Origin of the sequence: Nocardioides currus, from assembly GCF_003057875.1 — a bacterium.
GTDB lineage: Bacteria > Actinomycetota > Actinomycetes > Propionibacteriales > Nocardioidaceae > Nocardioides > Nocardioides currus.
In genome coordinates this window covers 717,815-738,822 of sequence record NZ_PYXZ01000002.1, presented here as the reverse complement: position 1 = coordinate 738,822, position 21,008 = coordinate 717,815, and the positions used below count along the sequence as shown (strand labels likewise).

At 71.5% G+C, this 21,008-nt stretch carries 26 protein-coding genes and 1 riboswitch; of the genes, 7 read left to right on the top strand and 19 right to left on the bottom strand.

Going from position 1 to position 21,008, the window contains the following annotated elements; genetic code table 11:
* Positions 1–16: 16 nt before the first annotated feature.
* Positions 17–790, bottom strand: a complete 774-nt coding sequence (locus C7S10_RS08715; protein ID WP_108343974.1) for a maleylpyruvate isomerase family mycothiol-dependent enzyme — start codon at positions 788–790, stop codon at positions 17–19.
* A 133-nt stretch (positions 791–923) separates the two neighbouring features.
* Here C7S10_RS08715 and C7S10_RS08710 point away from each other — a divergent pair, with 133 nt between their 5' ends.
* Positions 924–1,199: a Fe-S cluster assembly protein HesB gene (locus tag C7S10_RS08710; protein WP_108343973.1), complete on the top strand. Its 276-nt coding sequence runs from the start codon at positions 924–926 to the stop codon at positions 1,197–1,199.
* Between the two features lie 56 nt (positions 1,200–1,255).
* On the opposite strand, the gene C7S10_RS08705 is transcribed toward C7S10_RS08710, so the two are convergent.
* The 5 genes from C7S10_RS08705 to C7S10_RS08685 form a co-directional block, all read right to left on the bottom strand.
* A complete protein-coding gene (locus tag C7S10_RS08705) occupies positions 1,256–1,522 on the bottom strand; it encodes a hypothetical protein (RefSeq protein ID WP_108343972.1) in 267 nt (88 codons plus the stop codon).
* A 116-nt stretch (positions 1,523–1,638) separates the two neighbouring features.
* Entirely contained in the window at positions 1,639–2,382 is a 744-nt protein-coding gene (locus C7S10_RS08700) for a cobalt-precorrin-4/precorrin-4 C(11)-methyltransferase (protein ID WP_207769291.1), read from the bottom strand.
* A complete protein-coding gene (gene cobJ, locus C7S10_RS08695; protein WP_108343971.1) occupies positions 2,379–3,911 on the bottom strand; it encodes a precorrin-3B C(17)-methyltransferase in 1,533 nt (510 codons plus the stop codon). The genes C7S10_RS08700 and cobJ overlap by 4 nt, the downstream gene beginning before the upstream one ends.
* Positions 3,908–4,585, bottom strand: a complete 678-nt coding sequence (locus C7S10_RS08690) for a precorrin-8X methylmutase (RefSeq protein ID WP_207769290.1) — start codon at positions 4,583–4,585, stop codon at positions 3,908–3,910. The genes cobJ and C7S10_RS08690 overlap by 4 nt, the downstream gene beginning before the upstream one ends.
* Positions 4,582–5,394 carry a nitrite reductase gene (locus C7S10_RS08685; RefSeq protein WP_108343970.1) on the bottom strand — a complete coding sequence of 271 codons (813 nt, stop codon included), beginning with the start codon at positions 5,392–5,394 and terminating at the stop codon, positions 4,582–4,584. Before C7S10_RS08685 ends, C7S10_RS08690 begins: the two co-directional genes overlap by 4 nt.
* Before the next feature lie 53 nt (positions 5,395–5,447).
* Positions 5,448–5,633, bottom strand: a riboswitch (cobalamin riboswitch).
* Between the two features lie 96 nt (positions 5,634–5,729).
* Here C7S10_RS08685 and C7S10_RS08680 point away from each other — a divergent pair.
* Entirely contained in the window at positions 5,730–7,241 is a 1,512-nt protein-coding gene (locus tag C7S10_RS08680) for a cation:proton antiporter (protein WP_108343969.1), read from the top strand.
* Here C7S10_RS08680 and C7S10_RS08675 read toward each other — a convergent pair whose 3' ends face one another.
* The 5 genes from C7S10_RS08675 to C7S10_RS08655 form a co-directional block, all read right to left on the bottom strand.
* Positions 7,242–8,177, bottom strand: coding sequence for a TauD/TfdA dioxygenase family protein (locus tag C7S10_RS08675; RefSeq protein ID WP_108343968.1), 936 nt, complete (start codon positions 8,175–8,177; stop codon positions 7,242–7,244).
* 123 nt (positions 8,178–8,300) lie between these two features.
* Positions 8,301–9,176 (bottom strand): LysR family transcriptional regulator, encoded by an 876-nt coding sequence (locus C7S10_RS08670; protein WP_108343967.1) that lies wholly within the window; start codon positions 9,174–9,176, stop codon positions 8,301–8,303.
* Positions 9,177–9,182: 6 nt separating this feature from the next.
* Positions 9,183–9,686 carry an Hsp20/alpha crystallin family protein gene (locus C7S10_RS08665; protein WP_108343966.1) on the bottom strand — a complete coding sequence of 168 codons (504 nt, stop codon included), beginning with the start codon at positions 9,684–9,686 and terminating at the stop codon, positions 9,183–9,185.
* A gap of 39 nt (positions 9,687–9,725) precedes the next feature.
* On the bottom strand, positions 9,726–10,670 hold the full coding sequence (locus C7S10_RS08660; RefSeq protein ID WP_108343965.1) for an ABC transporter substrate-binding protein: 945 nt from the start codon (positions 10,668–10,670) through the stop codon (positions 9,726–9,728).
* Positions 10,667–12,241, bottom strand: coding sequence for a BCCT family transporter (locus C7S10_RS08655; RefSeq protein WP_108343964.1), 1,575 nt, complete (start codon positions 12,239–12,241; stop codon positions 10,667–10,669). Before C7S10_RS08655 ends, C7S10_RS08660 begins: the two co-directional genes overlap by 4 nt.
* A 174-nt stretch (positions 12,242–12,415) precedes the next feature.
* Here C7S10_RS08655 and C7S10_RS08650 point away from each other — a divergent pair, with 174 nt between their 5' ends.
* Entirely contained in the window at positions 12,416–13,693 is a 1,278-nt protein-coding gene (locus C7S10_RS08650; RefSeq protein ID WP_108343963.1) for a hemolysin family protein, read from the top strand.
* 3 nt (positions 13,694–13,696) lie between these two features.
* Here C7S10_RS08650 and tsaD read toward each other — a convergent pair whose 3' ends face one another.
* The 3 genes from tsaD to C7S10_RS08635 are packed head-to-tail and all read right to left on the bottom strand — an operon-like array spanning position 13,697 to position 15,880.
* Positions 13,697–14,719: a tRNA (adenosine(37)-N6)-threonylcarbamoyltransferase complex transferase subunit TsaD gene (tsaD, locus tag C7S10_RS08645; RefSeq protein WP_108343962.1), complete on the bottom strand. Its 1,023-nt coding sequence runs from the start codon at positions 14,717–14,719 to the stop codon at positions 13,697–13,699.
* A complete protein-coding gene (gene def, locus C7S10_RS08640) occupies positions 14,716–15,279 on the bottom strand; it encodes a peptide deformylase (RefSeq protein ID WP_108343961.1) in 564 nt (187 codons plus the stop codon). The genes tsaD and def overlap by 4 nt, the downstream gene beginning before the upstream one ends.
* Entirely contained in the window at positions 15,272–15,880 is a 609-nt protein-coding gene (locus C7S10_RS08635) for a helix-turn-helix domain-containing protein (protein ID WP_108343960.1), read from the bottom strand. Before C7S10_RS08635 ends, def begins: the two co-directional genes overlap by 8 nt.
* A gap of 65 nt (positions 15,881–15,945) precedes the next feature.
* Between C7S10_RS08635 and C7S10_RS08630 the strand changes: the two genes are divergently transcribed.
* Both C7S10_RS08630 and C7S10_RS08625 read left to right on the top strand, forming a co-directional pair.
* Positions 15,946–16,557, top strand: a complete 612-nt coding sequence (locus tag C7S10_RS08630; protein ID WP_108344068.1) for a class I SAM-dependent methyltransferase — start codon at positions 15,946–15,948, stop codon at positions 16,555–16,557.
* A 29-nt stretch (positions 16,558–16,586) separates the two neighbouring features.
* Positions 16,587–17,234, top strand: a complete 648-nt coding sequence (locus C7S10_RS08625) for a dihydrofolate reductase family protein (protein WP_108343959.1) — start codon at positions 16,587–16,589, stop codon at positions 17,232–17,234.
* A 30-nt stretch (positions 17,235–17,264) separates the two neighbouring features.
* On the opposite strand, the gene C7S10_RS08620 is transcribed toward C7S10_RS08625, so the two are convergent.
* Positions 17,265–17,759: a hypothetical protein gene (locus C7S10_RS08620; protein WP_133176468.1), complete on the bottom strand. Its 495-nt coding sequence runs from the start codon at positions 17,757–17,759 to the stop codon at positions 17,265–17,267.
* Positions 17,760–17,835: 76 nt separating this feature from the next.
* Here C7S10_RS08620 and C7S10_RS08615 point away from each other — a divergent pair, with 76 nt between their 5' ends.
* Complete coding sequence (locus C7S10_RS08615) at positions 17,836–18,201, top strand: VOC family protein (RefSeq protein WP_108343957.1); 366 nt, start codon at positions 17,836–17,838, stop codon at positions 18,199–18,201.
* A 36-nt stretch (positions 18,202–18,237) separates the two neighbouring features.
* Here C7S10_RS08615 and C7S10_RS08610 read toward each other — a convergent pair whose 3' ends face one another.
* Entirely contained in the window at positions 18,238–18,486 is a 249-nt protein-coding gene (locus tag C7S10_RS08610; protein ID WP_243395274.1) for a MerR family transcriptional regulator, read from the bottom strand.
* 158 nt (positions 18,487–18,644) lie between these two features.
* On the opposite strand from C7S10_RS08610, the gene C7S10_RS08605 reads away from it, so the two are divergent.
* Positions 18,645–19,067 carry an Hsp20/alpha crystallin family protein gene (locus tag C7S10_RS08605; protein ID WP_108343955.1) on the top strand — a complete coding sequence of 141 codons (423 nt, stop codon included), beginning with the start codon at positions 18,645–18,647 and terminating at the stop codon, positions 19,065–19,067.
* Positions 19,068–19,130: 63 nt separating this feature from the next.
* Here C7S10_RS08605 and C7S10_RS08600 read toward each other — a convergent pair whose 3' ends face one another.
* The 3 genes from C7S10_RS08600 to C7S10_RS08590 all read right to left on the bottom strand — a co-directional run bounded on the left by C7S10_RS08600 (position 19,131) and on the right by C7S10_RS08590 (position 20,984).
* A complete protein-coding gene (locus C7S10_RS08600; protein ID WP_207769289.1) occupies positions 19,131–20,066 on the bottom strand; it encodes a serine/threonine-protein kinase in 936 nt (311 codons plus the stop codon).
* Positions 20,067–20,458: 392 nt separating this feature from the next.
* On the bottom strand, positions 20,459–20,785 hold the full coding sequence (locus tag C7S10_RS08595; RefSeq protein WP_108343953.1) for a hypothetical protein: 327 nt from the start codon (positions 20,783–20,785) through the stop codon (positions 20,459–20,461).
* Positions 20,786–20,795: 10 nt separating this feature from the next.
* Positions 20,796–20,984 carry a hypothetical protein gene (locus tag C7S10_RS08590; protein ID WP_108343952.1) on the bottom strand — a complete coding sequence of 63 codons (189 nt, stop codon included), beginning with the start codon at positions 20,982–20,984 and terminating at the stop codon, positions 20,796–20,798.
* Between the last annotated feature and the right edge of the window lie 24 nt (positions 20,985–21,008).

The window sequence follows — 21,008 nt, the reverse complement described above, 5'->3', positions numbered from 1 at the left end:
GCCCGACCCTCCCGGACTAGTAGCCGGGGAACACCTTGCGGAGCTCGTCCAGCGTGACGTTGCCGGACACGGTCACGTCCGCAGCGTGCTCGGACCTGAGCCGCCCACTCAGCAGCCTCACGACGGCCTCGGCCGGCCCGTCGAACGTGGCCGTCGGGTCGTCGCTCACACCGGTGACGGTGACGGCATCCGTGATCTCGACCGTGCCGCCCGGGATCGCGAGGCGCACCGGCTGCTCGAGGTGTTCGGCGTGGGCAGAGAAGCCCAGCAGGAAGGCCAGCGGTCCGCCGAAGAGCTCCACGAGCAGCTCGGCCGAGCCCTCGTCCACGCGCGCCGACGGGTCGAAGGCGACCCGCACGTCCCAGGCGTGGTTGGCGACCTCGTTCAGCCGCATGCCGAGCGCGACGACCAGCGGGACGGGCTGCGGCAGGAAGCCCATGTCCACGGTGAGGCTGTCGTGCTGCTCGGGGGTCAGTGCCTCGACCGTCTCGAGGTAGGCGGCGTCGTGCGTGATGAACCCCGCCGCCTGCTCGGTCGGGGTCGAGGTGTCCCATCGGGCCCAGACGGTCTGGTTGTCCTCCGCGTCGACCGGTTGACCCGCAGCGGTGGCGACCGGCTTGCGGGAGATCTCCGCGCCGCTGCCGAGGTGTGAGAGGGCCTGGGCGACGGTCCACTCCGTCGCGCCGCTGGGCCTCGCCAGCTGCTCCTCGGACAGGGTCGACGCCAGTGCTGCGATGGCGTCGTGGTTGGCGCGGAGGGCCGCGATGGCACGGTTCTCGAGTGTGGTCACACCACCCGCAACCTCGCTGGTCGCGGCTTTCTTCCGCCCTCGGTCGTCGTTGTCCGTCCGAGAGCCCGGTTTGATCGAGCCGCCCGTACACGACATGGTGAAGGGGACACATTCGCTAAACGGAGGGAGAGGCATGCTTGCTCTCACCGAGAACGTGACCGAGATCGTCAAGCAGCTGGCCGCGGAGGTCCCGGAGGTCTCCGGACTCCGGATCGCCGCCGAGGCGGACGGGCAGTCCCTGTCCGTCAGCCCCGCTGACCAGGCGGCGCCCGACGACCAGACCATCGAGCAGGGCGGGGCGACGATCTTTCTCGACGCGCCCGCCGCCGTGATGCTGGACGACAAGGTGCTGGACGGCGGCGTGGACGAGGAGGGCAACATCCAGTTCGCGCTGGGCCAGCAGGCCTGATCCACGAACGACGACGGAGCCCCGGACCCTGATGGGTCCGGGGCTTCGTGCTGTGGTCAGGGCGCCAGTTGGCTGACGTAGGCGAGGGCGCCGGGTCGGCACGCACTGCGGTGGGTGCGCAGCTCGTCCCTGAGCCTGTAGGGCACCGGCAGGTGCGAGGCCTGCAACGCGTCCGTGTAGGCCTCGAGGGAGTGGACCATCCGTGCGCGTGCCTCATCCGTGGCCTGGACGCCCAGGCGCGCGCGGCGTCCCTCGGCCAACGCGGTGCGGTCGCGGATCACGTGCTCGAGAAGGGCCTGCAACGGATCCGCGGGAGTGTTCATGGCTACCAATGCCCTCGATCTCATCTCGTGAGGATCGAGCGGCACATCGATGGTGTCGCTCCGATGCTGTCGACACTACGCCGATGGTGCGTACGGCGCTCGCCGACGCTCGCCGTTCAGCCAGCGGAGCGGGGGCGGCCGGCCTGGTAGAGCCAGGACTCGGAGCCCTCGCGGGCCAGCGCCCAGCCGACCAGGATCACGGCGGCCTGCTTCAGGCCGGCGCCCTCCACCTGGTCGGCGATCGTCGTGAGCGTCCCCCGCAGGACCAGCTCCGAGGGCTGCGAGGCGCGGTGGACGACGACGGCGGGGCAGTCGGCGCCGTACTCCCCCACCAGCGACTCCGCGAGCTCGCGCGTCCTCGTGATCGCCAGGTGCAGGACGAGGGTGGCGCGCGTGGCCGCGAACGCCGCCAGCGACTCGGAGTCAGGCATCGCCGTCGAGCGGGCCTGGGTGCGGGTCAGCACGACGGACTGCGCGACGAGCGGGACGGTGAGCTCGCGGCCGACGGCGGCGGCCGCGGCGGCGTACGCCGGGACCCCCGGGCAGACGTCCCACGCGACCCCCGCGGCGTCGAGGCGCGCGGTCTGCTCGGCGAGGGCGGAGTAGAGGGACGGGTCGCCGGAGGTGAGGCGGACGACCTCGAGTCCGGCACGCGAGGCCGCGACCATCACCTCGGTGAGCTGGTCGAGGTCGAGCCGCTGGGTGTCGACCTGCCGCGCGTCCGGACAGTGGGCGAGGACGTCGGCGTCGAGGTAGGTCCCGGGATAGAGCACCACGTCCGCGGCCGCGAGGAGCGAGGCCGCACGCAGGGTGATCAGGTCGGCCGCGCCCGGGCCGGCGCCGACGAAGTGGACGGTCATTCGACCCACCGCGGCGTCCACACCTGACCGGCCCCGGTGACGCGGGTCGACGAGGCGCCGACGATCAGCAGGCACTTCATGTCGATGGTCGCGGGGTCGAGCTCGGCGAGGGTGGTCACGGTCAGCGACTCCTCGGCCCGGCCGACGTCGCGACCCACGACCACCACGGTGTCGGGTTTGCGGTGCTCGAGCAGCACGTCCTGCGCCTGCGCGACCTGCGACGTGCGCGAGCGGGACGCCGGGTTGTAGATCGCGAGCACCAGGTCGGCCTCGGCGATCGCGCGCAACCGCTGCTCGACGACCGTCCACGGCTTGAGTCGGTCTGACAGCGACACGACGGCGAAGTCGGCTCCGATCGGGGCACCCGCGCGAGCAGCCACGGCTTGTACGGCGCTGACGCCGGGCAGCACCTCGACCGGCACCTCGGGGAAGTCCGCCGCCGCCTCGAAGACCGCCGCCGCCATGCCGAAGACGCCGGCGTCGCCCCCGGAGACCACGGCGACCCGCTCCCCCGCGCTCGCCAGCGAGAGGGCGAGGCGGGCCCGGTCGACCTCGACCGTGTTGCCCGAGGCGTGGCGGGTGAGGCCGGGTCGCTGGGGCACGCGGTCGACGTACGGCCCGTAGCCGACGACGTGGTCGACGTCCGCCAGGGCTGCGGTGACCTCCGGGGTGAGCCAGCGGGACGGGCCGGGGCCGAGGCCGACGACGAGGAGGGGTTTCGAGGCTCGCTCCGCTCGCGCCTCAACCAGCGAGGAGTCCGCTCGCACCTCAACCGACGAGGCGGTGCGGAGGCGGGTGGCATCGGAGCCCCGCGCTGTGTCACCCGGCACCACGATCAGCGAGAAGTACGGCACGGACGACGGATCGACGTCCGCCACCGGGAGCCAGCGCTCCTCGGGTTGGGAGGCGCGCTCGACGTACATCGCACCGTCCAGCCTGCCCGCAGCCTCGAGAGCGCGACGAACGACGGGGAACGTGCGGCCGAGCTTCATGATGATCGCCGCGTCGGTGCCGGCGAGGCGCATGGCCAGCTCGGGCTCGGGCAGCGTCCCGGGCAGGACGGTGAGCACGTCGGTCTGGCGCACGAGCGGCGTCGAGATCGCGGCCGTGGCGGCGGCGAAGGCGGGCACCCCCGGCACCACCGACGTCTCGTAGACGTCGGCGAAGCGGTCGTGGAGGTACATCGACGACCCGTAGAACAGCGGGTCGCCCTCGGCCAGCAGGACCACGTCGAGCCCCGCGTCGAGGTGGACGGCGAGCCGGGCGGCGCAGGACTCGTAGAAGTCGGCCATCGCCCCGACGTACCCACCCGGATGGTCCGTCGTGCCGGTCGTCACCGGGTAGCGCAGCTCCTCCTCGACCGCACCGGAGGGGATCAGGTCGGCTGCGATGCGCCGCGCGTGCGACTGCTTGCTGACGCCCGCGTGGAACGCGACGACGTCGGCCGCCTCGATGAGCCGGGCGGCCTTGATCGTGATCAGCTCCGGGTCGCCGGGGCCGATCCCGACGACGGTGAAGGTGCCCGTCATTCCTCCTCCTGGGCCAGCGCGTTGAGGGCCGAGGACGTCATCGCCGACCCGCCGCGTCGACCCCGGACCGTGACGAAGGGGATGTCGATCCCGTGCTCGCTCGCGAAGGATGCGAGCGCCTCCTTCGACTCCGCCGCCCCGATGAAGCCGACCGGGCAGCCGACGATCGCGGCCGGGCGGGGACCGCCGTCGAGGACCATCTCGAGCAGGTGGAACAACGCCGTCGGCGCGTTGCCGATCGCCACCACCGCACCGTCGAGGTGCGGCTCCCACAGCGAGACCGCCGCCGCGGTCCGCGTCGTGTGCCACTCCCGGGCCAGCGACGGCACGCGCGGGTCGTTGAGGAAGCAGAGGACGTCGTTGGACTGGGGCAGCCGCGCCCGGGTCACGCCGGTCGCGACCATCGTCGCGTCACACAGCATCGGCGCCCCGGCCTCGAGCGCCGCGCGAGCGGATCCGACCAGCAAGGGATGGACGACGAGGTCGTCGGCGAGGTCGACCTGACCGCTGCCGTGGATCATCCGCACGGCCAGCTTCTCCGCGTCGGCCGGCACGGCGGACAGGTCGGCCTCGCGGCGGATGGTGGCGAAGGAGTCGACGTAGATCTCCGGCCCCACGTCGACGTAGTCGTAGCGTCGCGGCGGGCGGGCGAGCCCGGTCAGGGAGGTGGTCATGCGGTCTCCTCGGGGATCAGGACGCCACGCCACGGGGTGACGACGACGGTGGGAGCGGACAGGGCGAGCACGTCGTCGTGCGTCAGCCCCTCCGGGAACGGCAGGTGGGTGTCGCCGAACGGCAGCGGCGCCGACGGCGACGGCAGCCGAGGGTCGGGGTCGACGGTCGGCACCAGCGGTGAGTCGAGCTCGGCCACGTGCCAGGGAGCTGACGCACCAGCACCGCGGCGTACGGCGAACGCGTGGGCCAGCTCCGCCAGCGCACCCGCCGCCGACGAGAGCGGGACGACCGGACCGAACGACGTCCCGACCCGCAGCTGGGCCTCCGAGGGCGACAAGGCCACCAGCCCAAGGTCGCACTCGCGCTCGAGCAGGTCGCCCCGCCCGTCGTCGAGCACGAACAGGAACCGCCCCGACAACGACGCCAGCACCGGATCGGCACACAGCAGCTCGTCGAGCGATGCAGCGACGGGACCCAGGTCCGCGCGGCCGAAGGGGCCCGGCGACACCATCACGTTGCGCACCAGCTCGTGCGTCGGGCACGGCAGCAGCCCGGTGGAGACCAGGGCGGCCAGCACGGCCGGGTCCAGGGCGGACGTGGAACCGGGCAGCCCGCGCAGCTGGAGGTTCGCCCGCGACGTGAGGTGGACCAGCCCGTCGCCGTACGACGCCGAGATGGACGACAGGGCCAGCAGCGACGACGTCGGGACCACGCCGCCGATGAGCCGCAGGCGCACCAGCAGCCCGTCGGGCGCGGGCCACGGCCGCAGCGCTCCGGGGCAGAGGTCGCCACGAGTGCGAAGGGACATCAGGGGTGCCGATCTGGTCCGGGCCCGTCCGCGGGGCCGTGGTGACCTGGCGGCGATCGCCGCTAGGGCCAGCAGGTCTTCGGACTCGGGATCCACCGGGTCGGAGCGCCTTCCCAGGGACGGGTCCCCAGTGGCAGTGCGTGCTCCGCCCGTCACCCTCACCGCTGCGCGTCAGTCCCGGATTCGCACCGGGTTCCCTGACTCCACGTGGGAGTACGACTGGCGCGCCGAGCGTATCGCGGACCCGGCCCAGGATGGGGAACAGACCCCATGGGGAGACGGACCCCGGGCCGACAGGGTGGAGACAGACCCCGCCGAGCCGAGGAGGAGGCCCCATGCCCCATTCAGCCGACGCGCTGATCGCGCTCGGCGGCGCGCTCCTCGTCTGCGGGCTGCTCGCGCGCAGTGGCGTCCGGCTCGGCCTCCCGACCGTGCCGCTCTTCATGCTCGCCGGCGTCGTCTTCGGCCCGCACACCGGCGGCATCGACCTGGTCGGCGACCCGCACGACCTCGAGCTGGTCGCCAAGATCGGCCTGGTCTTCCTGCTCTTCTACCTCGGGCTCGAGTTCTCCCTCGACCAGCTCGTCTCCGGCGGGCGCCGGCTGCTCACCGCCGCGTCGATCTACCTCCTCCTCAACGTCGGCGGCGGCCTCGTCTACGGCTTCTCGCTCGGCTGGGGCACCTCCGAGGCGCTGGTCGTCGCCGGCGTCGTCGGGATCTCCTCGACCGCGATCATCACCAAGCTGCTGGTCGAGACCCGCCGTCTCGCCAACCGCGAGACCCGCACGATCCTGGGCATCGCCGTGCTCGAGGACATCTTCCTGGCGTTCTACCTCGCGCTGCTCCAGCCCGTCCTCGGCGGCGCCGACGGACCTCGCGAGGCGATCGTCGGGATCGTCACCGCCTTCGCCTTCCTCGTCGGGCTCGGCGCGATCGCGCGCTGGGGCGCCGGGGTCGTCGGCAAGCTCGTCAACACCCACGACGAGGAGGTCGTGGTCGTCGTGTTCACGGGCCTGGCGATCATCGTCGCTGGCGTCGCCGAGCTGGTCGGGGTCTCCGACGCGATCGGTGCCTTCATGGTCGGCCTGATCCTCGGCGCGACCGCCAAGGCCGCGCGCCTGCGCACCCTCACCCACCCGCTGCGCGACGCCTTCGGCGCGATCTTCTTCTTCCACTTCGGCCTGACCATCGACCCGCTCGACGTGCTCGCGGTGCTCCCGGAGATCGCGGTCGCCGCGGTGATGACGATCCTGCTGGCCACGACCGCCGGCGTGGTCGCGGCCCGCATGCACGACTTCGGTCGCGTCGAGGCCGCCAACATCGGGTTCACCGTGCTGACGCGTGGCGAGTTCTCGATCATCCTCGCCTCACTCGCCGTCGCCGCCGGGCTCGACCAGCGGATCGGCAGCCTGGCCGCCGGCTACGTCCTCGTGCTCGCTGTCATCGGCCCGGTCCTCGCCTCGCGCTCCGACGTCTTCGCCGGGCTGATCCCGGCCGCCGCGGTCGGGCCCCACCGCGACCGCGTCGACGAGCAGGTCCTCGACATGGACGTCGGCACCGGCTCGCTCTTCCAGCTCGGCACCGAGCTGCTCCAGATCACCGTCAGCCCGGGGTCTCAGCTGCACGGGGTGTACGCCGGGGAGCTGAGGCTGCCGTCGGGGTCGACGCTCGGCCTCCTCGCCCGCGACGGCGAGACGCACTCCCTCGAGCCCGCCACCCAGCTGCGCACCGACGACGTGCTGCTGGTCTTCACCCGCCCCGAGCAGCGGGTGGCCGCCGAGAAGCGGATCATGGCCGTCCACCGCGCCGGCCGCCTCGCCCACTGGCGCGGCGACCACGGGGAGTGATCAGCTGATCAGCTCGTCGAGGCGCGAGTAGGCCTCGGCGTTGCCCTTCAGCACCCGGCTCGGGCGTCCGTCGATGCCCACCGGCACGTCGCCAGCGACGGTGATGCGGGCCATCTCGCGATACTCCGTGTCGAAGTCGGCCACGGCGTAGTGCTGGGTCGCGCGGTTGTCCCACACGGCCACGTCGCCCGGCTGCCAGGTCCACCGGATCGTGTTCTCGAGCCTGGTGATGCGGTTCTGCAGGAGCGTGAAGACCGCGATCGACTCGGCGCTGTTGAGGCCGGTGAAGTTCTTGACGAAGTGGCCGAGCACGAGCGAGCGCTCCCCCGTCTCCGGGTGCACGCGCACGACCGGGTGCTCGGTCTCGAAGATCTGCGAGGCGAAGTCGGCGCGGGTGTAGTTGGCGTCCGGCTCCTCCGACTCCTCGTCGCGCTGCGCGTAGTCGTAGCTGTTGGTGTGCACGGCCCACAGCTCGTCGACCAGCGCCCGGAGCGAGGCGGGCAGGGCGTCGTACGCCGCGACCGTGTTGGCCCAGACCGTGTTGCCGCCGTACGGCGGGAGGTGGACCGCCCGGAGCACGCTGATCGCCGGCACGCGGTCGACGAAGGTCACGTCGGTGTGCCACGCGTTGGCCGCCATGCCCTTGTCGGCAGTCACCTTGAACACCCGGCCGCTGCCGGTGTCGACGGTCGGGTGGGCCGTGGTGAGCGGGCCGAACGTCTCGGCGAACGCCTGGTGACCGGCCTCGTCGAGGTGGTGCTGGCCGCGGAGGAAGACGACCTTGTGGCGCAGAAGGGCATCGCGGACGGCGGCGATCGTCGCGTGGTCGAGGTCGCCGCCGAGCCGCACCCCGTCGATGCGGGCACCGATCCGCCCGCCGAGCTGGTGGACGGTCGCGCCCGACGTGGCGAGCGGGCGGTCCAGGGTGCTGGTCATGGTGGGGCTCCTCGGAGGTCGGGGACGACGCGCGGCAATAGACAAGTAAGACAGTAGAGATAAGGCCCATTGTCGCCCAAGTCGCTGGCCATACCCGTCTTCACGTCCAGATATCGACGTCGTCTATGACCGAGCGACCTCGCGGGCCACGGCGAGCAGCGCGTCGCCGGCGTCGGTGAGCCGGTCGGGACGCCACAGCAGATGGACCCGGGCGCGGCTCGGCGGCTCGAGCCGTGACAGCCGGGCCCCCTTCGCAGCCGCCTCGAGCGCCATCACCTCGGGCAGCAGCGCGGCTCCGGCGCGCGCGAGGATCAGCGGCACCACGGTGGCGACGTGTGCCGTCTCGACGGCCACCGCCCCGTCGAGGCCGGCCTGCGACAGCAGCTCGTCGAGGAGGTCGCGCAGCGCCGTACCGGGCGGCGTGCTGATCAGGCCCTCGTCCGCCAGCTCGGCGAGGTCGGCCACGGGCCGCTGCTCGCCACCCGGCGGGAGCACGGCGACGAGCTCGTGGTCGAGCAGGTGCAACGACGACAGCGGCCCGCCCGGCGGCGTGCCCGAGACGAGCCCGAAGTCGACCTCGCCCGCCCGCACCTGCTCGACCACGACGGTCCGGCTGGCCGGATCGCTGACCTGGAGCTGCACGCTCGGCCGCAGCTGGCGCAGCTCACCCACGATCCGCACCAGCGGGTCGAGCGCCCACACGGTGTTGGTGACGATCCTCAGCTGGGCGAACCCGTCGTCCCCCGCACCGCGTACGGCGCCCGCCGCCTGCGCGAAGGAGCGGACCGTGCGCCGGGCCGGCCGCACCAGGGCGGCCCCCGCCGGGGTCAGTCGGATGCCCCGACCGTGCCGCTGGAACAGCGTCTCCCCCAGCTCGCGCTCGAGGGAGCGGATCGCGTGCGACAGCGTGGGCTGGGCGATCGTCAGCACGCGGGCGGCGCGGGTGAAGCTGCCGGCCTCGGCGATGGCCAGGAAGTACTCGAGCTGTCGACGCTCCACGACGAGCTAGGCGTCGTCACCCACGCTCAGCGACCGCGTGGTCGAGCCCTTGGCCTTCTCGACGACGGCGATCCGTGTGCTCTGGTCGGGCGCCGCCGCGCCGCGGACGGTCACCTCGACCAACCCGTCGCCGAACTCGGCCGTCAGGTTGCCGGCCCGGGTCCCCTGCGGCAGCGTGATCACACGTCGGAACTCGCCGTGGAAGCGCTCGCGGACGTAGAACTCGGTGCCCTCCGGGTCGCCGGAGACCCGGCTGCCCGAGACCGTCAGGGCGTCGTGCTGGAAGCCGAGGTGGATGTCGTCCGGGTCGACGCCCCCGAGCTCGATCCGGATCACGAGGTCGTCGCCACGGGCGAGGATGTCGGTGGCCGGGACCCAGGCGGAGGCGTGCGTGCGCTCGGGGGTGTCGGTGCCGTGGTCGGTCCCGTGGACGCCGAGGGTCCGCAGTCGCGACAGCTCGCTGACGTAGTCGGTGACACCTTCGAAAGGATTGCGCCGTTGGTTCGCCACGAGGGGCTCCTTCTGGTTCGGTCCGTGCGATGGAGGATGTCAGCCGAGGTCGAGCGGTGTCATCAGGTCGACGCTGCGCAGGAAGCCCGCGGCGACCTGCCGCTCGTCCCGCCCAGCGGTGACCTGGGCGTTGAGGTCGACCATGGTCTTCTCGGTGAGGGTGCGGTTGACGGCGTCGACGACCGCCACGAACGCGTCCGCGTCGATCGAGTCGAGCTTGTCCTGGCCCACGACCATGACGACGTTCTGCGAGCCGAAGAGCCGCTCGGGGTCCTCGAGGAGGCGGACGTCGCCGTCCTCGAGCTGTGGGTCGGTCGTGAAGGCGTCGACCGCGTCGACCTGCCCGTCCGCCAGTGCGGCGTACTGCTCCCCCAGCTCGATCGGGACGAACTCCACGCCGCTGAGGCCGTAGACGTCGGAGAGCCCCGTCAGGCCGAGCTGGAGGTCCTCGAACTCCGGGCGCGCACCGAGCCGCAGCCCCTCCACGTCGGCGAGGTCGCCGATCGCGGCCAGCTGGTTGCTCTCGGCGTACGCCGCGGTGGTGGCGATCGCGTCCTTGTTCTCGAACGGCGTCATCTCGCTCATGACCATGTCCTGGCCGGCGTAGAAGTCCTTCGCCCGGTCGTAGGTCTCGTCCGGGTCGAGGCCGCTCACCTCCTCGCCGGCGACGATGGACAGCACGGTGCCGGTGTAGGCGACGTAGCCGTCGATGTCGCCGTCCTTGAGCGCCTGGTCGAGGTCCTCGGCCGGACCGATCCCCTTGCGCAGGTCGACGGTGTAGCCGTTGACGGCCAGCGCCTGGCGCCACAGCTCGCCGAGGATCTGCGCCTCCGGGAACTCCTGGGTGCCGATCCGCACGCGCAGGGTGGCGCCCTGCGGTTGCGACGACGCGTCGCGCTCGGAACTCTCGCCGCACGCGGCCATCAGCGAGCCGAGGAGCAGCACGGACAGCAGGAGGCCGGCACTGCGGCGTAGGGACCTCATCGTCGCTCCGCCGGACCGACGGGCCCGATCGACATGGTCTCGGAGCGGGGTGGCGGTTCCTCCTCCTCGGCGGTCTGCCGATGTTCCTCGCGCAGCGCCTTGAGCCAGCTGTAGGCCACGGCGACGAGCACGAGCGCGAACGGCACGGACCCCAGGACCGCCGCCTGTTGCAGCGCGACCAGCCCGCCGACCAGCAGCATCGCGCAGGCGATCCCGCCCATCAGGACGCCGAGGACGACCACGACGAGCTTCGACGGTTCCAGCGCACCGCGCGAGGCCATGGTCGCCATCACGATGCTCGCGGCGTCGGCGCCGCTGATGAAGAACAGCGCGATCAGCACGACGCAGAGGGCCGAGCTGATGACGGGCAGCGGCAGCGCGTCGAGGGCGGTGAAGAGCGAGAGCTCAGGGGTGGCGATCGAGCCGAGGACGTCGGCCTGGCCGGTGCGCTGGAGCTCGATGCCGGTGCCGCCGACGACGGCGAACCACAAGAAGCCGAAGCCGGTGGGCGCGGCGACCACGCCGATGACGAACTCGCGGATCGTGCGCCCGCGCGAGATGCGGGCGACGAACATGCCGACGAACGGCGCCCACGAGGCCCACCAGGCCCAGTAGAAGATCGTCCACCCGGCCATCCACTGCTCGTCGCCCACGCCCGTCTGCAGCGACATCGGGAGCACCTGGAGGATGTAGTTGCCGATCGACTCGATGCCGTTGGAGATCACCAGGACCGTCGAGCCGCCGACCACCAGGAAGAACAGGAACAGCCCGATGGTCGCGAAGGAGCCGAGGTTGGCCAGGAAGTTGATGCCCTTCTCGACGCCCGAGGTCGCCGAGACGAGGAAGAGCGCGGTGACGACGACGATGATGATGACGGCGACGACGTTGCTCTTGGGTACGTCGAAGAGGTAGTCCAGCCCGCTGTTGAGCTGGAGTCCGTTGAGCCCGAGCGCGGTGGCCGTGCCGAAGAGCGTGGCCACGATCGCGAGGCCGTCGACCAGCCGGCCGATCGGTCGCTCCGAGGCCTTCGGGCCGAGCAGCGGGCTCAGGGTCGCGCTGACGAGCGTCGGGAGGCCCTTGCGATAGCTGAAGTAGGCCATCGCGCCACCCATCAGGGCGTACATGGCCCAGCCGTTGAAGCCCCAGTGGAAGTAGGTGTAGCGCAGGGCGACGAGCGCGGCCTCCTCGCTCTGCGGCTCCGCGAGGCCGTGGGGCGGCGCGCTCCAGTGGGAGACGGGCTCGGCGATGCCGTAGAAGAGCAGCCCGGCGCCCAGGCCGGCCGCGAACATCATCGAGACCCACGAGAACGTGCCGAAGGTCGGCCGGGAGTCGTCGGGCCCGAGCCGGGTCCGACCCCACGGGTGGACCACCAGGAAGATGCAGATCGCCAGCGACCCGAAGGCCAGCAGCACGAAGGCCCAGCCGAAGTTGCCGATCACCCAGTCCAGGGCGGTCTTCATCACGCTGCCCAGGCTGTCGGGGGCGAAGAGGCCCCACCCGACGAAGGTGCCGATGAGAACGGCGGACCCCCAGAAGACGACGGGGTCGACGCCCTTGATCAAGCGATTCATCGTTCCTCCGCGAGGTCGGTCTCGACTTGTCAATCAAGACCATAGACTAAAACGCTATTGCTCGGTCAACTGTTCTGTCCGCCCCTACACCCCGCCTAATACGATGTCGCGCATGGATGACCCCCGAAGTACGAACCGTTCACCCCATCGATCGCGCGGGGGTGAACGGTCCTGATGGACACCCAGACCCTCGTCAACTTCGGCCTGGTGGTGCTCTTCGTCCTCTTCGGTGGCGTGTTCGCGGCCACCGAGATCGCCCTGGTCTCGCTGCGCGAGAGCCAGCTCAGCGCGATGGAGCGCAAGGGCGCCCGCGGCGTCCGGGTCGCCGAGGTGGCCCGCGACCCCAACCGGTTCCTCGCGGCCGTGCAGATCGGCGTCACGGTCGCCGGCTTCTTCTCCGCGGCGTACGGCGGATCGACCCTCGCGCCCGACCTGGCGCCGTACCTCGAGGACCTCGGGCTCGGTGAGGACGCGGCCCAGACGACCGCGCTGGTGGTGCTCACCCTCTTCATCGCCTACCTCTCGCTGGTCCTCGGCGAGCTCGTGCCGAAGCGCCTGGCCCTGCAGAAGGCGGCCGGCGTCTCGCTCGCCGTCGCGCCGGTGCTCGACAAGTTCGCGACGCTGATGCGGCCGGTGATCTGGCTGCTGTCGCTGTCGACCAACGCGCTCGTGCGCCTGCTCGGCGGTGACCCCGACGCCACCAGCGAGCAGCTGTCGGAGGAGGAGCTCCGCGACCTCGTCTCGACCCACGAGGACCTCGACGAGCAGGAGCGCCGGATCCTGACCGACGTCTTCGCGGCGACCGAGACCAGCCTCAAGGAGGTCATGCAGCCGCGCGGTGACGTCTCGTTCGTCGCCGGTCGCCAGTCCTTGCCGGAGGCGGCGCGCGAGGTCCGCGAGCTCCCCTACTCGCGCTATCCCGTCACCGGGGAGGACTTCGACGACATCATCGGCTTCCTGCACGTGCGCGACCTGCTCGGCATCGAGGCCGACGACCGGCGCATCGTCTCCGACCTGGCGCGCCCGATCCTCGCGCTGCCGGGCAGCAAGCTCGTGCTGCCGACGGTCGCGATGATGCGCTCGGAGGGCGTGCACCTCGCCGTCGTCGTCGACGAGTACGGCGGCACCGACGGCATCGTCACGCTCGAGGACCTCGTCGAGGAGCTCGTGGGCGAGATCCGCGACGAGTACGACGTCGACGACCGCCCCTCGACCAGCGACGTGTCCGACGTGGACGGCGGCGACAGCATCGAGGACTTCGAGGAGGCCACCGGGATCGCCCTGCGCGACGGCTCCTACGAGACGGTGGCCGGCTACGCCATCGCGCTGCTCGGCCACATCCCGGAGGTCGGCGAGCAGGTCGGCGTCGAGGGCGGGCGGCTCGAGGTCAGCGAGGTCGTCGGCAACCGGATCACCCGGCTGACGTTGCACCGCGACGTGATGGCGGAGTAGGCCTCAGAACAGCTGGGCGGTCTGGAGCTCGATCGTCGGGTGGATGGTGACGTCGAGGCTCGAGGCCTTCGCTCCGTCGCGGACGAGCAGGTCGCCGATGGCCGCGATCATCGCGCCGTTGTCGGTGCACAGGCTCATCCGTGGCACCCGCAGCTCGATCCCGGCGGCGTCGCACCGCTCCTGGGCGAGCCCGCGGACGCGGCTGTTGGCGGCGACCCCACCGACGACGACCAGCGTCTCGACGCGCTGGTCGCGGCAGGCGCGCAGCGCCTTGCTGGTGAGGACGTCGGCGACCGCCTCCTGGAAGCTGGCCGCGGTGTCGGCCACGTCGAGGTCGGGCGTCTTCTCGACGTAGCGGGCGACCGCCGTCTTGAGCCCGGAGAAGGAGAAGCCGAGCGCGGGGTCGCCCGAGCCCGACAGCGGCCGCGGGAAGCGGATCGCCGTCCGGTCGCCCTCCTTGGCGATCCGGTCGATCGCCGGCCCACCGGGATAGGGCAGTCCGAGGATGCGGGCGACCTTGTCGAAGGCCTCGCCGGCGGCGTCGTCGAGGGTGTCGGAGAGGTGCTCGATCGGGGTGCGGGTCAGGTCGCGCACGTGCAGCAGCGAGGTGTGGCCGCCGGAGACGATCAGCCCGATGCTGCGCTCGGGGAGCGGGCCGTGGTCGAGGGTGTCGGCGGCGGCGTGGCCCGCGAGGTGGTGGACGCCGTAGAGCGGGATGCCGGCCGCGATCGCCAGCGCCTTCGCAGCGGCGACCCCGACGTGCAGGGCGGTCGCGAGGCCGGGGCCGGTGGTGACGGCAATGGCGCCGACGTCGCTGAGCTCGAGGTGCGCGTCGTCGAGCGCGGCCCGGATCGTCGGGACGATCGCATGGACGTGAGCGCGGGCGGCGATCTCGGGGACCACTCCCCCGAACCGCACGTGCTCCTCCATGCTCGAGGCCAGCGCCTGGCCGAGCAGCACGCCGTCGCGGACCAGCCCGACGCCGGTCTCGTCGCAGGAGGTCTCGATCCCCATGACGACCGTCATCGGGCGCCGCCGAAGGGCGAGGCCGGGGCCTCGACGCGCATGCCCTCGAGCTCGGCCAGCACCCGCGCTCGCTCCACCTCGCTGATCCGGTCGATGTAGAGCGTGCCGTCGAGGTGGTCGGTCTCGTGCTGGAGGCAGCGTGCGGCATAGCCCGTGGCCTCGAACCTGACCGGATCGCCGTACACGTCGAAGCCGGTGACCTCCGCGACCGCGGGACGGCTGAAGGTGGCGCGCGGGCCGGGCACCGAGAGGCAGCCCTCGCTGCCCTCGACCAGCGTCTCGTCGAGCGCGCGGTAGACCGGGTTGACGACGTGCCCGATGACCCGCTCGCCCTCGGAGTCGGGGCAGTCGATGACGAAGATCCGCCGTCCGACCCCGACCTGGTTGGCGGCGACGCCGACGCCTTGGCTGGCGTACATCGTCGCGAACATGTTGGTCACGAGCGCCTGCAGCTGCTTGGTGAACGAGGTGACCTCGCGGCAGGGTCGCGCGAGGACGTCGGCACCGTAGGTCGTGATGGGTTGGGCGGCGCCGCCGTGGCGCGGATCGAAGTCAGACATCGCGGGCAATTCTGCCAGTCGTACGGCGCTGGGCCGGCGCGGCCCGCACGTGCGCGCGCTCGCCCTGCTTGCCGACGAGGCTGAGGAACTCCACCGGCCCCGCGCTCGTGGCCCCGAACCAGTGCGGAGTGCGGGTGTCGAACTCCGCGGCCTCACCCGGCGCGAGGACCAGGTCGTGCTCGCCGAGGACCAGGCGGAGGCGGCCGCTGAGGACGAACGCCCAGTCGTGTCCCTCGTGCGTGCGCAGCTCGGGCTCGGCGTCGTCGCGGCCGGCCGGGAGGACGAACTTGTAGGCCTGGATGCCGCCCGCGCGACGGCTCAGCGGCAGGATCGTGCGCCCGTCGCCGGTGGCGATCGGCCGCAGGTTGATCCGCGGGTCGCCCGTCTCGGGGGCGTCGACGAGCTCGTCCAGCGTGACGCCGTGGACCCTCGCCAGCGGCAGCAGCTGCTCGAGCGTGGGCCGCCGCAGCCCTGCCTCCAGCCGGGACAGGGTGCTGGTCGAGATGCCGGTTTGGTCGGCGAGGTCGCTGAGGGTGATGCCCCGGCCCTGCCGCAGCGCCTTGAGGCGCGGGCCGACGGCGTCGAGAGTGTGGTCGCTCATCGTTCCAGTTTGCCATTCGGCAACAATGTTTGCCCATCCGTCACCGGCCGGTGATGGTCAAGGGCATGACGCACTCCTTCGACCAGGACTACTGGGACCAGATCTGGCACGGCGACCGGGCCGGCGCCATGGGCAGCAGCCCGCCCAACCCGCACCTCGTCTCGGAGGTGGCCGACCTGCCCGCCGGGACCGCCCTCGAGGCGGGTTGCGGGGGCGGGGCCGAGGCGATCTGGCTCGCCGAGCAGGGGTGGCGGGTCACCGGGGCCGACGTCGCGTCGTCCGCCCTGTCGATCGCCGCCGCGCGCGCCTCCTCGGCGGGGGTGGACGACCGGGTCGAGTGGATCGAGGCCGACCTGTCGACCTGGGAGCCGCCAGCGGCGTACGACCTGGTGACGACGCACTACGCGCACCCGGCGATGCCGCAGCTGGAGTTCTACGACCGTCTCGCCTCGTGGGTCGCGCCGGGCGGGACGCTGTTCGTCGTCGGTCACCTCGGGTACGGACACGGGCACGGCGACACTCCCGCCGAGGCGTCCGTGACCGCCGACGCGGTGACCGCACAGCTCGACCCCGCGCTCTGGGAGGTCGTCACCTCGCAGGAGACGTCCCGGACCGTCGCGGACGGGCACGGCCGATCGATCCACGACGTGGTCGTCCGAGCCCGGCGACGCGACTGACTGTCCCCGCCCGGGCGTAGGTTCTCGCCATGACTCGCGTTCGCATCGACCTGTTCGCCTCGCTCGACGGCTACGCCTCGACCACCGACGCCACCGACGAGAACCCGATGGGCGAGGACTGGGGACGACTCACCTCGGCGTACGCCGCGACGCGCACGTTCCGACAGCGCGTGCTCGGCGACACGAGCGGCGCGGGGACGACCGGGCTGGACGACCAGCACGCCGCCGCGCACTTCGAGGGCATCGGCGCCGAGATCATGGGCGCGGCGATGTTCGGGCTGCACTCGTTCCCCGACGACCCCGACTGGAAGGGCTGGTGGGGCGACGAGCCGCCGTTCGGCACGCCGGTCTACGTCCTCACCCACACCGCGCCGCGCGACCCGATCCCGATGCAGGGCGGCACGACCTTCCACTTCCGCAGCACGACCCCCGCCGACGTGCTCGCCGAGGCGACCGGGGCCGCCGGCGGACTCGACGTGCGGGTCGGCGGCGGCGTCAGCACCGTCCGCGACTTCCTGCGCGCCGGTCTGGTCGACGAGCTGCACGTGATGACGGCCCCGATCGTGCTCGGTCGCGGCACCCGCCTCTGGGACGACCTGCGCGGGCTCGAGCTGACCCACACCGTGCACAGCGAGGTCGCCGACAGCGGGACGATCCACGTGACGTTCAGTCGCTGACGGCTCGCAAGGCTGGCATCCCGCACACGATCAGCCGCTCGCCTTGAAACGCTCCCAGGCACCGAAGCCCCAAGGATCGGTCTCGTCGGTGAGCCGCTCGCCGCCGATCGTGCGGTGTGCGGCGAGCTCGGCGCCGCCGCGTGCGGTGAAGCGATCCTCGGACACCTCCCACAGGTTGCGGTTGTGCAGGTCCACCGCGCGTTCGACCGGGAGACCGTCGAAGCCGCCCACGGTCATGGAGCCGCGCTCGTGGAAGTCCACGACCAGCAGTCCGTCGTCGTCGTAGGAAATGTCCTCGATCCGCAGCTCGACCGAGGTGACGCGGAGGACGTTGGCGAACCGCCACGCCCAGAACGGCCTGGTGCCGGCGATCCTGACCACGGTGCCGTCAGCTGCGGGGAAGGTGCCGTCCGCTCCCAGCCAGTCCATGAACCCGTCGAGGTCGCGCGCGCGAAGGACCTCCTCGCACCGCCGGTAGTGGCGGTCCACCCGGTCGCGCATGGACGCGTCCACGTCTCGTGCCATGGCTCATGGTGGCACGCCGACCCGCCCGTCCGGGCGTAACGTCGGCGACATGACCCGCCGTCCCGCGTAGTTCCACCTGTCCCCCGTCATCGCCGTCACCGACCTCGAGCGGGCCAGGGCGTTCTACGAGGACGGCCTCGGGCTGGACGGCAGCCCCGCCCCCGGCGGTGGCTGGATCCCCACCGGCGACCACGGCACGACGCTGACCCTCCTGCCCGACGTGTCGGACGCCGGCTCGGCGAGCTGGCCGGTGGCGACGATCCGGGTCGACGACGTGCACGCCGTGGTGCGCGATCTCCGCGACCGTGGCGTCCCGTTCCTGGGCCCTGACGACCTGCCGTTCGAGCTCGACGCCGACGGCGTGTCTGTCTCGCAGGAGGGGCTGCAGGTCGCGTGGATGCGCGATCCCGACGGTTCGTTCCTGACGGGCTTCTCGGACTGAGTCGGCACGGCAGCTCCGCGCGTCGAGCGCGTGGACCTATTCCCCCAGGCGCTGGCGCAGCTGGGCGACCTCGTCCTCCAGCGCGAGCACGCGACCGATGCCGGCGATGTTGACCCCCTCCGCGAGGAGCGCGCGGATCCGGTGCAGCCGGTCGACGTCGTCCTGGCTGTAGAGCCGCGAGCCGCCGGGAGTGCGGTCGGGCTCGAGGAGTCCCCGACGCTCGTAGACGCGGAGGTTCTGGATCTCCATGTCCACCATCTCGGCGGCCACGGAGATGGCGAACACGCCTCGATCGCTCGCCGTCATCGTGCTCCTCCCGGTCTGGAGAAAAAGTCCGCATCAGGGCTTGATCTCTCATGTTCGAGTGGCTATAAAAAACCTGCAACGAACAATACAGGTCGTGGACCTGGACCAGGTCCACCAGCACGAATCAGGAGGACACCATGTTGCTTCGCACCACCGACCCGTTCCGTGACCTGGACCGACTGACCCAGCTCCTCGGCACGACCAACCGACCGGCCGTGATGCCGATGGACGCCTGGCGAGAGGGCGACCGGTTCGTGATCGAGTTCGACCTCCCCGGCGTCGCCCAGGACAGCATCGACCTCGACGTCGAGCGCAACGTGCTGACGGTCCGCGCCGAGCGAGTGGCCCGCAACGGCGACTGGGAGGCGATGGCCTCCGAGCGTCCCAAGGGCGTCTTCAGCCGGCAGCTCGTCCTCGGCGACAACCTCGACCTCGAGCAGATCCAGGCGTCGTACGCCGATGGCGTGCTGCGCCTGGTCGTGCCGGTCGCCGAGCGCGCCAAGCCGCGCAAGATCGAGATCACCCAGGACCAGCGCAGCGCGGGCGAGCTCGTCAGCTGATCGGACCACGTGCCCCGGGCGCGGGGCCCCGCCCTCACGCAGCGTGCGGGGCCCCGCGTGAGCTCAGGCCAGCAGGTCGGGGGCAGGCGTCGCGACCGTGCTCACGTCGTGCGCCGGAGTGGGCGTGTCGTCATGGTTGCCGTTGACGAGGGAAGCGAGTCCCTCGGCGAGGCCGGCGAGCTCGGTCGTCGCGATGCCCATCATCTCGGCGACGGCCCGTGCGTTGGCGGGTCGCGCCTCTGGGTCCTTCTCCAGCAGCGCCGCCACGACCGCACGGATCTCGGAGGGGACCTCGTCCGCCAGCGGGGGCGGCGGCTCGTTGACGTGCGACATCGCAGTGGCGATGGGGGTGCCGCGATCGAACGGTCGGATGCCCGTGAGCATCTCGTGGGCGACCACGCCCAGTGCGTAGAGGTCGCTGGCCCCCGTGGCGGGACGTCCCAGCGCCTGCTCGGGACTGATGTAGTTGGGCGTGCCGAGCATCTCGCCGATCCGCGTGTGCCCGCGGGCGTCGAGCGCTCGTGCGATGCCGAAGTCGGTGAGCATCACGACGCCGTCGTCGCGGACCAGGATGTTGGCCGGCTTGACGTCGCGGTGCACGACCCGGGCCTCGTGGGCGACACCGAGGGCCAGCGCAGCCTGGCCGACGATCGAACGCACGACGTCGGGCGAGAGCGTGCCCGCCTCGCGGATGACCATGGAGAGCGGAGCACCGGGCACCAGCTCCATGACGAGGTAGGTGAGGTGGTCGTCCTCGCCGTAGTCGAAGACGGTCGTGATGTTGGTGTGCATCAGGGCCGCGGAGTGCCTGGCCTCGTCACGGAACCGCTTGGCGAAGATCTCCTCGTTGTCCGGGTCGGCGCGCATGATCTTGACGGCGACGGCGCGTTGCAGCACGTCGTCCGTCGCACGCCAGACATCGGCCATCCCGCCGGACGCGATGCGCTCCTCGAGGACGTAGCGATCCCCCAGCCTGAAACCTCGGAGCAGTCGTTCCACGCGCAGGGGATCCCTCTCGAGCATTGGTGCGCATGCGGTGACGCAGGCGCGTCCTCGGATGGTAGACGGCTCAACCGCTGCTCGCGCCATTTGCCCCCCGAAGGGGTGGGCGAGGTCCCCTGCCGCACCAACGCCACGGCATGCGAAAGGCCCTCACGGTCGAACCGTGAGGGCCTTTCGGATTTGTAGCGGGGGCATGGTTTGGTCCCGCGCACCTTGGCTTGTTCGGTCTGGTCATCCACGCTCACTTCCCTGGTCGTGCACCTGGTTGAACCCCACATGCGAGGCTCACGCCAGGCCGGTGTCACACAATCGATCTGACAATTAGGGTGCCTCACACATGCGCCCTCGCAGTGGCCAAGAGCCGTGGACGTCGCCAGGCAACGGCGGTGCTACCACGACTTGCTGAGCTGATCCCATGCGTTTGGCCACCCCATCGCGGGACCGTCCGGCACCATCCCGGACTCCGCGAACGCGCGGCCACGAGCCGTCGCGACGATCGGGCCGGTGGTGTAGGGGTCGCAGTAGGACGCGTCCGGGTTCTCGACCTCGCAGACCAGGCGCTCCCCTGCCAACCAGGCCATCAGGTTCGCCGACTCAGCCTCGTCCATGTCGATCGAGTCGGCCACCGTCAGCGCCGTCGCCTCGCCCGTGCTCGTCTGCGCGAGCAGCTCCTGCACGAACAGCCGGCCGATCTCGTTCCAACCCTGCCTCGCCATGCGTGCCACGTCAGACCGTGATGTTGTTCTGGTAGAGCACGTTCGCGGCCTGCTGCGCCTCCTGATGGGCGTCCTCGGCCTCTTCCATCGCCGCGGCCGCGAGGCCCTCCACCGACGACACCCGCGAGGCGAGCGCCTGGAACGCCTTCGCCATCTGGTCGTGCCACTGCTGGTGACGTCCCGCGTCGCTGTCGTCCACCTGAGCTGCACATCCCGAACAGGT

What these genes read in the sequence shown, in the direction of transcription:
- C7S10_RS08675 (WP_108343968.1), bottom strand. Translation starts at nt 8,177, where the DNA reads ATGACCAGCACCCTGGACCGCCCGCTCGCCACGTCGGGCGCGACCGTC.
- C7S10_RS08650 (WP_108343963.1), top strand. Translation starts at nt 12,416, where the DNA reads ATGGACACCCAGACCCTCGTCAACTTCGGCCTGGTGGTGCTCTTCGTC.
- tsaD (WP_108343962.1), bottom strand. Translation starts at nt 14,719, where the DNA reads ATGACGGTCGTCATGGGGATCGAGACCTCCTGCGACGAGACCGGCGTC.
- C7S10_RS08710 (WP_108343973.1), top strand. Translation starts at nt 924, where the DNA reads ATGCTTGCTCTCACCGAGAACGTGACCGAGATCGTCAAGCAGCTGGCC.
- def (WP_108343961.1), bottom strand. Translation starts at nt 15,279, where the DNA reads ATGTCTGACTTCGATCCGCGCCACGGCGGCGCCGCCCAACCCATCACG.
- C7S10_RS08595 (WP_108343953.1), bottom strand. Translation starts at nt 20,785, where the DNA reads ATGGCGAGGCAGGGTTGGAACGAGATCGGCCGGCTGTTCGTGCAGGAG.
- C7S10_RS08655 (WP_108343964.1), bottom strand. Translation starts at nt 12,241, where the DNA reads ATGAATCGCTTGATCAAGGGCGTCGACCCCGTCGTCTTCTGGGGGTCC.
- C7S10_RS08630 (WP_108344068.1), top strand. Translation starts at nt 15,946, where the DNA reads ATGACGCACTCCTTCGACCAGGACTACTGGGACCAGATCTGGCACGGC.
- C7S10_RS08690 (WP_207769290.1), bottom strand. Translation starts at nt 4,585, where the DNA reads ATGACCACCTCCCTGACCGGGCTCGCCCGCCCGCCGCGACGCTACGAC.
- C7S10_RS08625 (WP_108343959.1), top strand. Translation starts at nt 16,587, where the DNA reads ATGACTCGCGTTCGCATCGACCTGTTCGCCTCGCTCGACGGCTACGCC.
- C7S10_RS08700 (WP_207769291.1), bottom strand. Translation starts at nt 2,382, where the DNA reads ATGACCGTCCACTTCGTCGGCGCCGGCCCGGGCGCGGCCGACCTGATC.
- C7S10_RS08705 (WP_108343972.1), bottom strand. Translation starts at nt 1,522, where the DNA reads ATGAACACTCCCGCGGATCCGTTGCAGGCCCTTCTCGAGCACGTGATC.
- C7S10_RS08660 (WP_108343965.1), bottom strand. Translation starts at nt 10,670, where the DNA reads ATGAGGTCCCTACGCCGCAGTGCCGGCCTCCTGCTGTCCGTGCTGCTC.
- C7S10_RS08620 (WP_133176468.1), bottom strand. Translation starts at nt 17,759, where the DNA reads ATGGCACGAGACGTGGACGCGTCCATGCGCGACCGGGTGGACCGCCAC.
- cobJ (WP_108343971.1), bottom strand. Translation starts at nt 3,911, where the DNA reads ATGACGGGCACCTTCACCGTCGTCGGGATCGGCCCCGGCGACCCGGAG.
- C7S10_RS08685 (WP_108343970.1), bottom strand. Translation starts at nt 5,394, where the DNA reads ATGTCCCTTCGCACTCGTGGCGACCTCTGCCCCGGAGCGCTGCGGCCG.
- C7S10_RS08635 (WP_108343960.1), bottom strand. Translation starts at nt 15,880, where the DNA reads ATGAGCGACCACACTCTCGACGCCGTCGGCCCGCGCCTCAAGGCGCTG.
- C7S10_RS08680 (WP_108343969.1), top strand. Translation starts at nt 5,730, where the DNA reads ATGCCCCATTCAGCCGACGCGCTGATCGCGCTCGGCGGCGCGCTCCTC.
- C7S10_RS08605 (WP_108343955.1), top strand. Translation starts at nt 18,645, where the DNA reads ATGTTGCTTCGCACCACCGACCCGTTCCGTGACCTGGACCGACTGACC.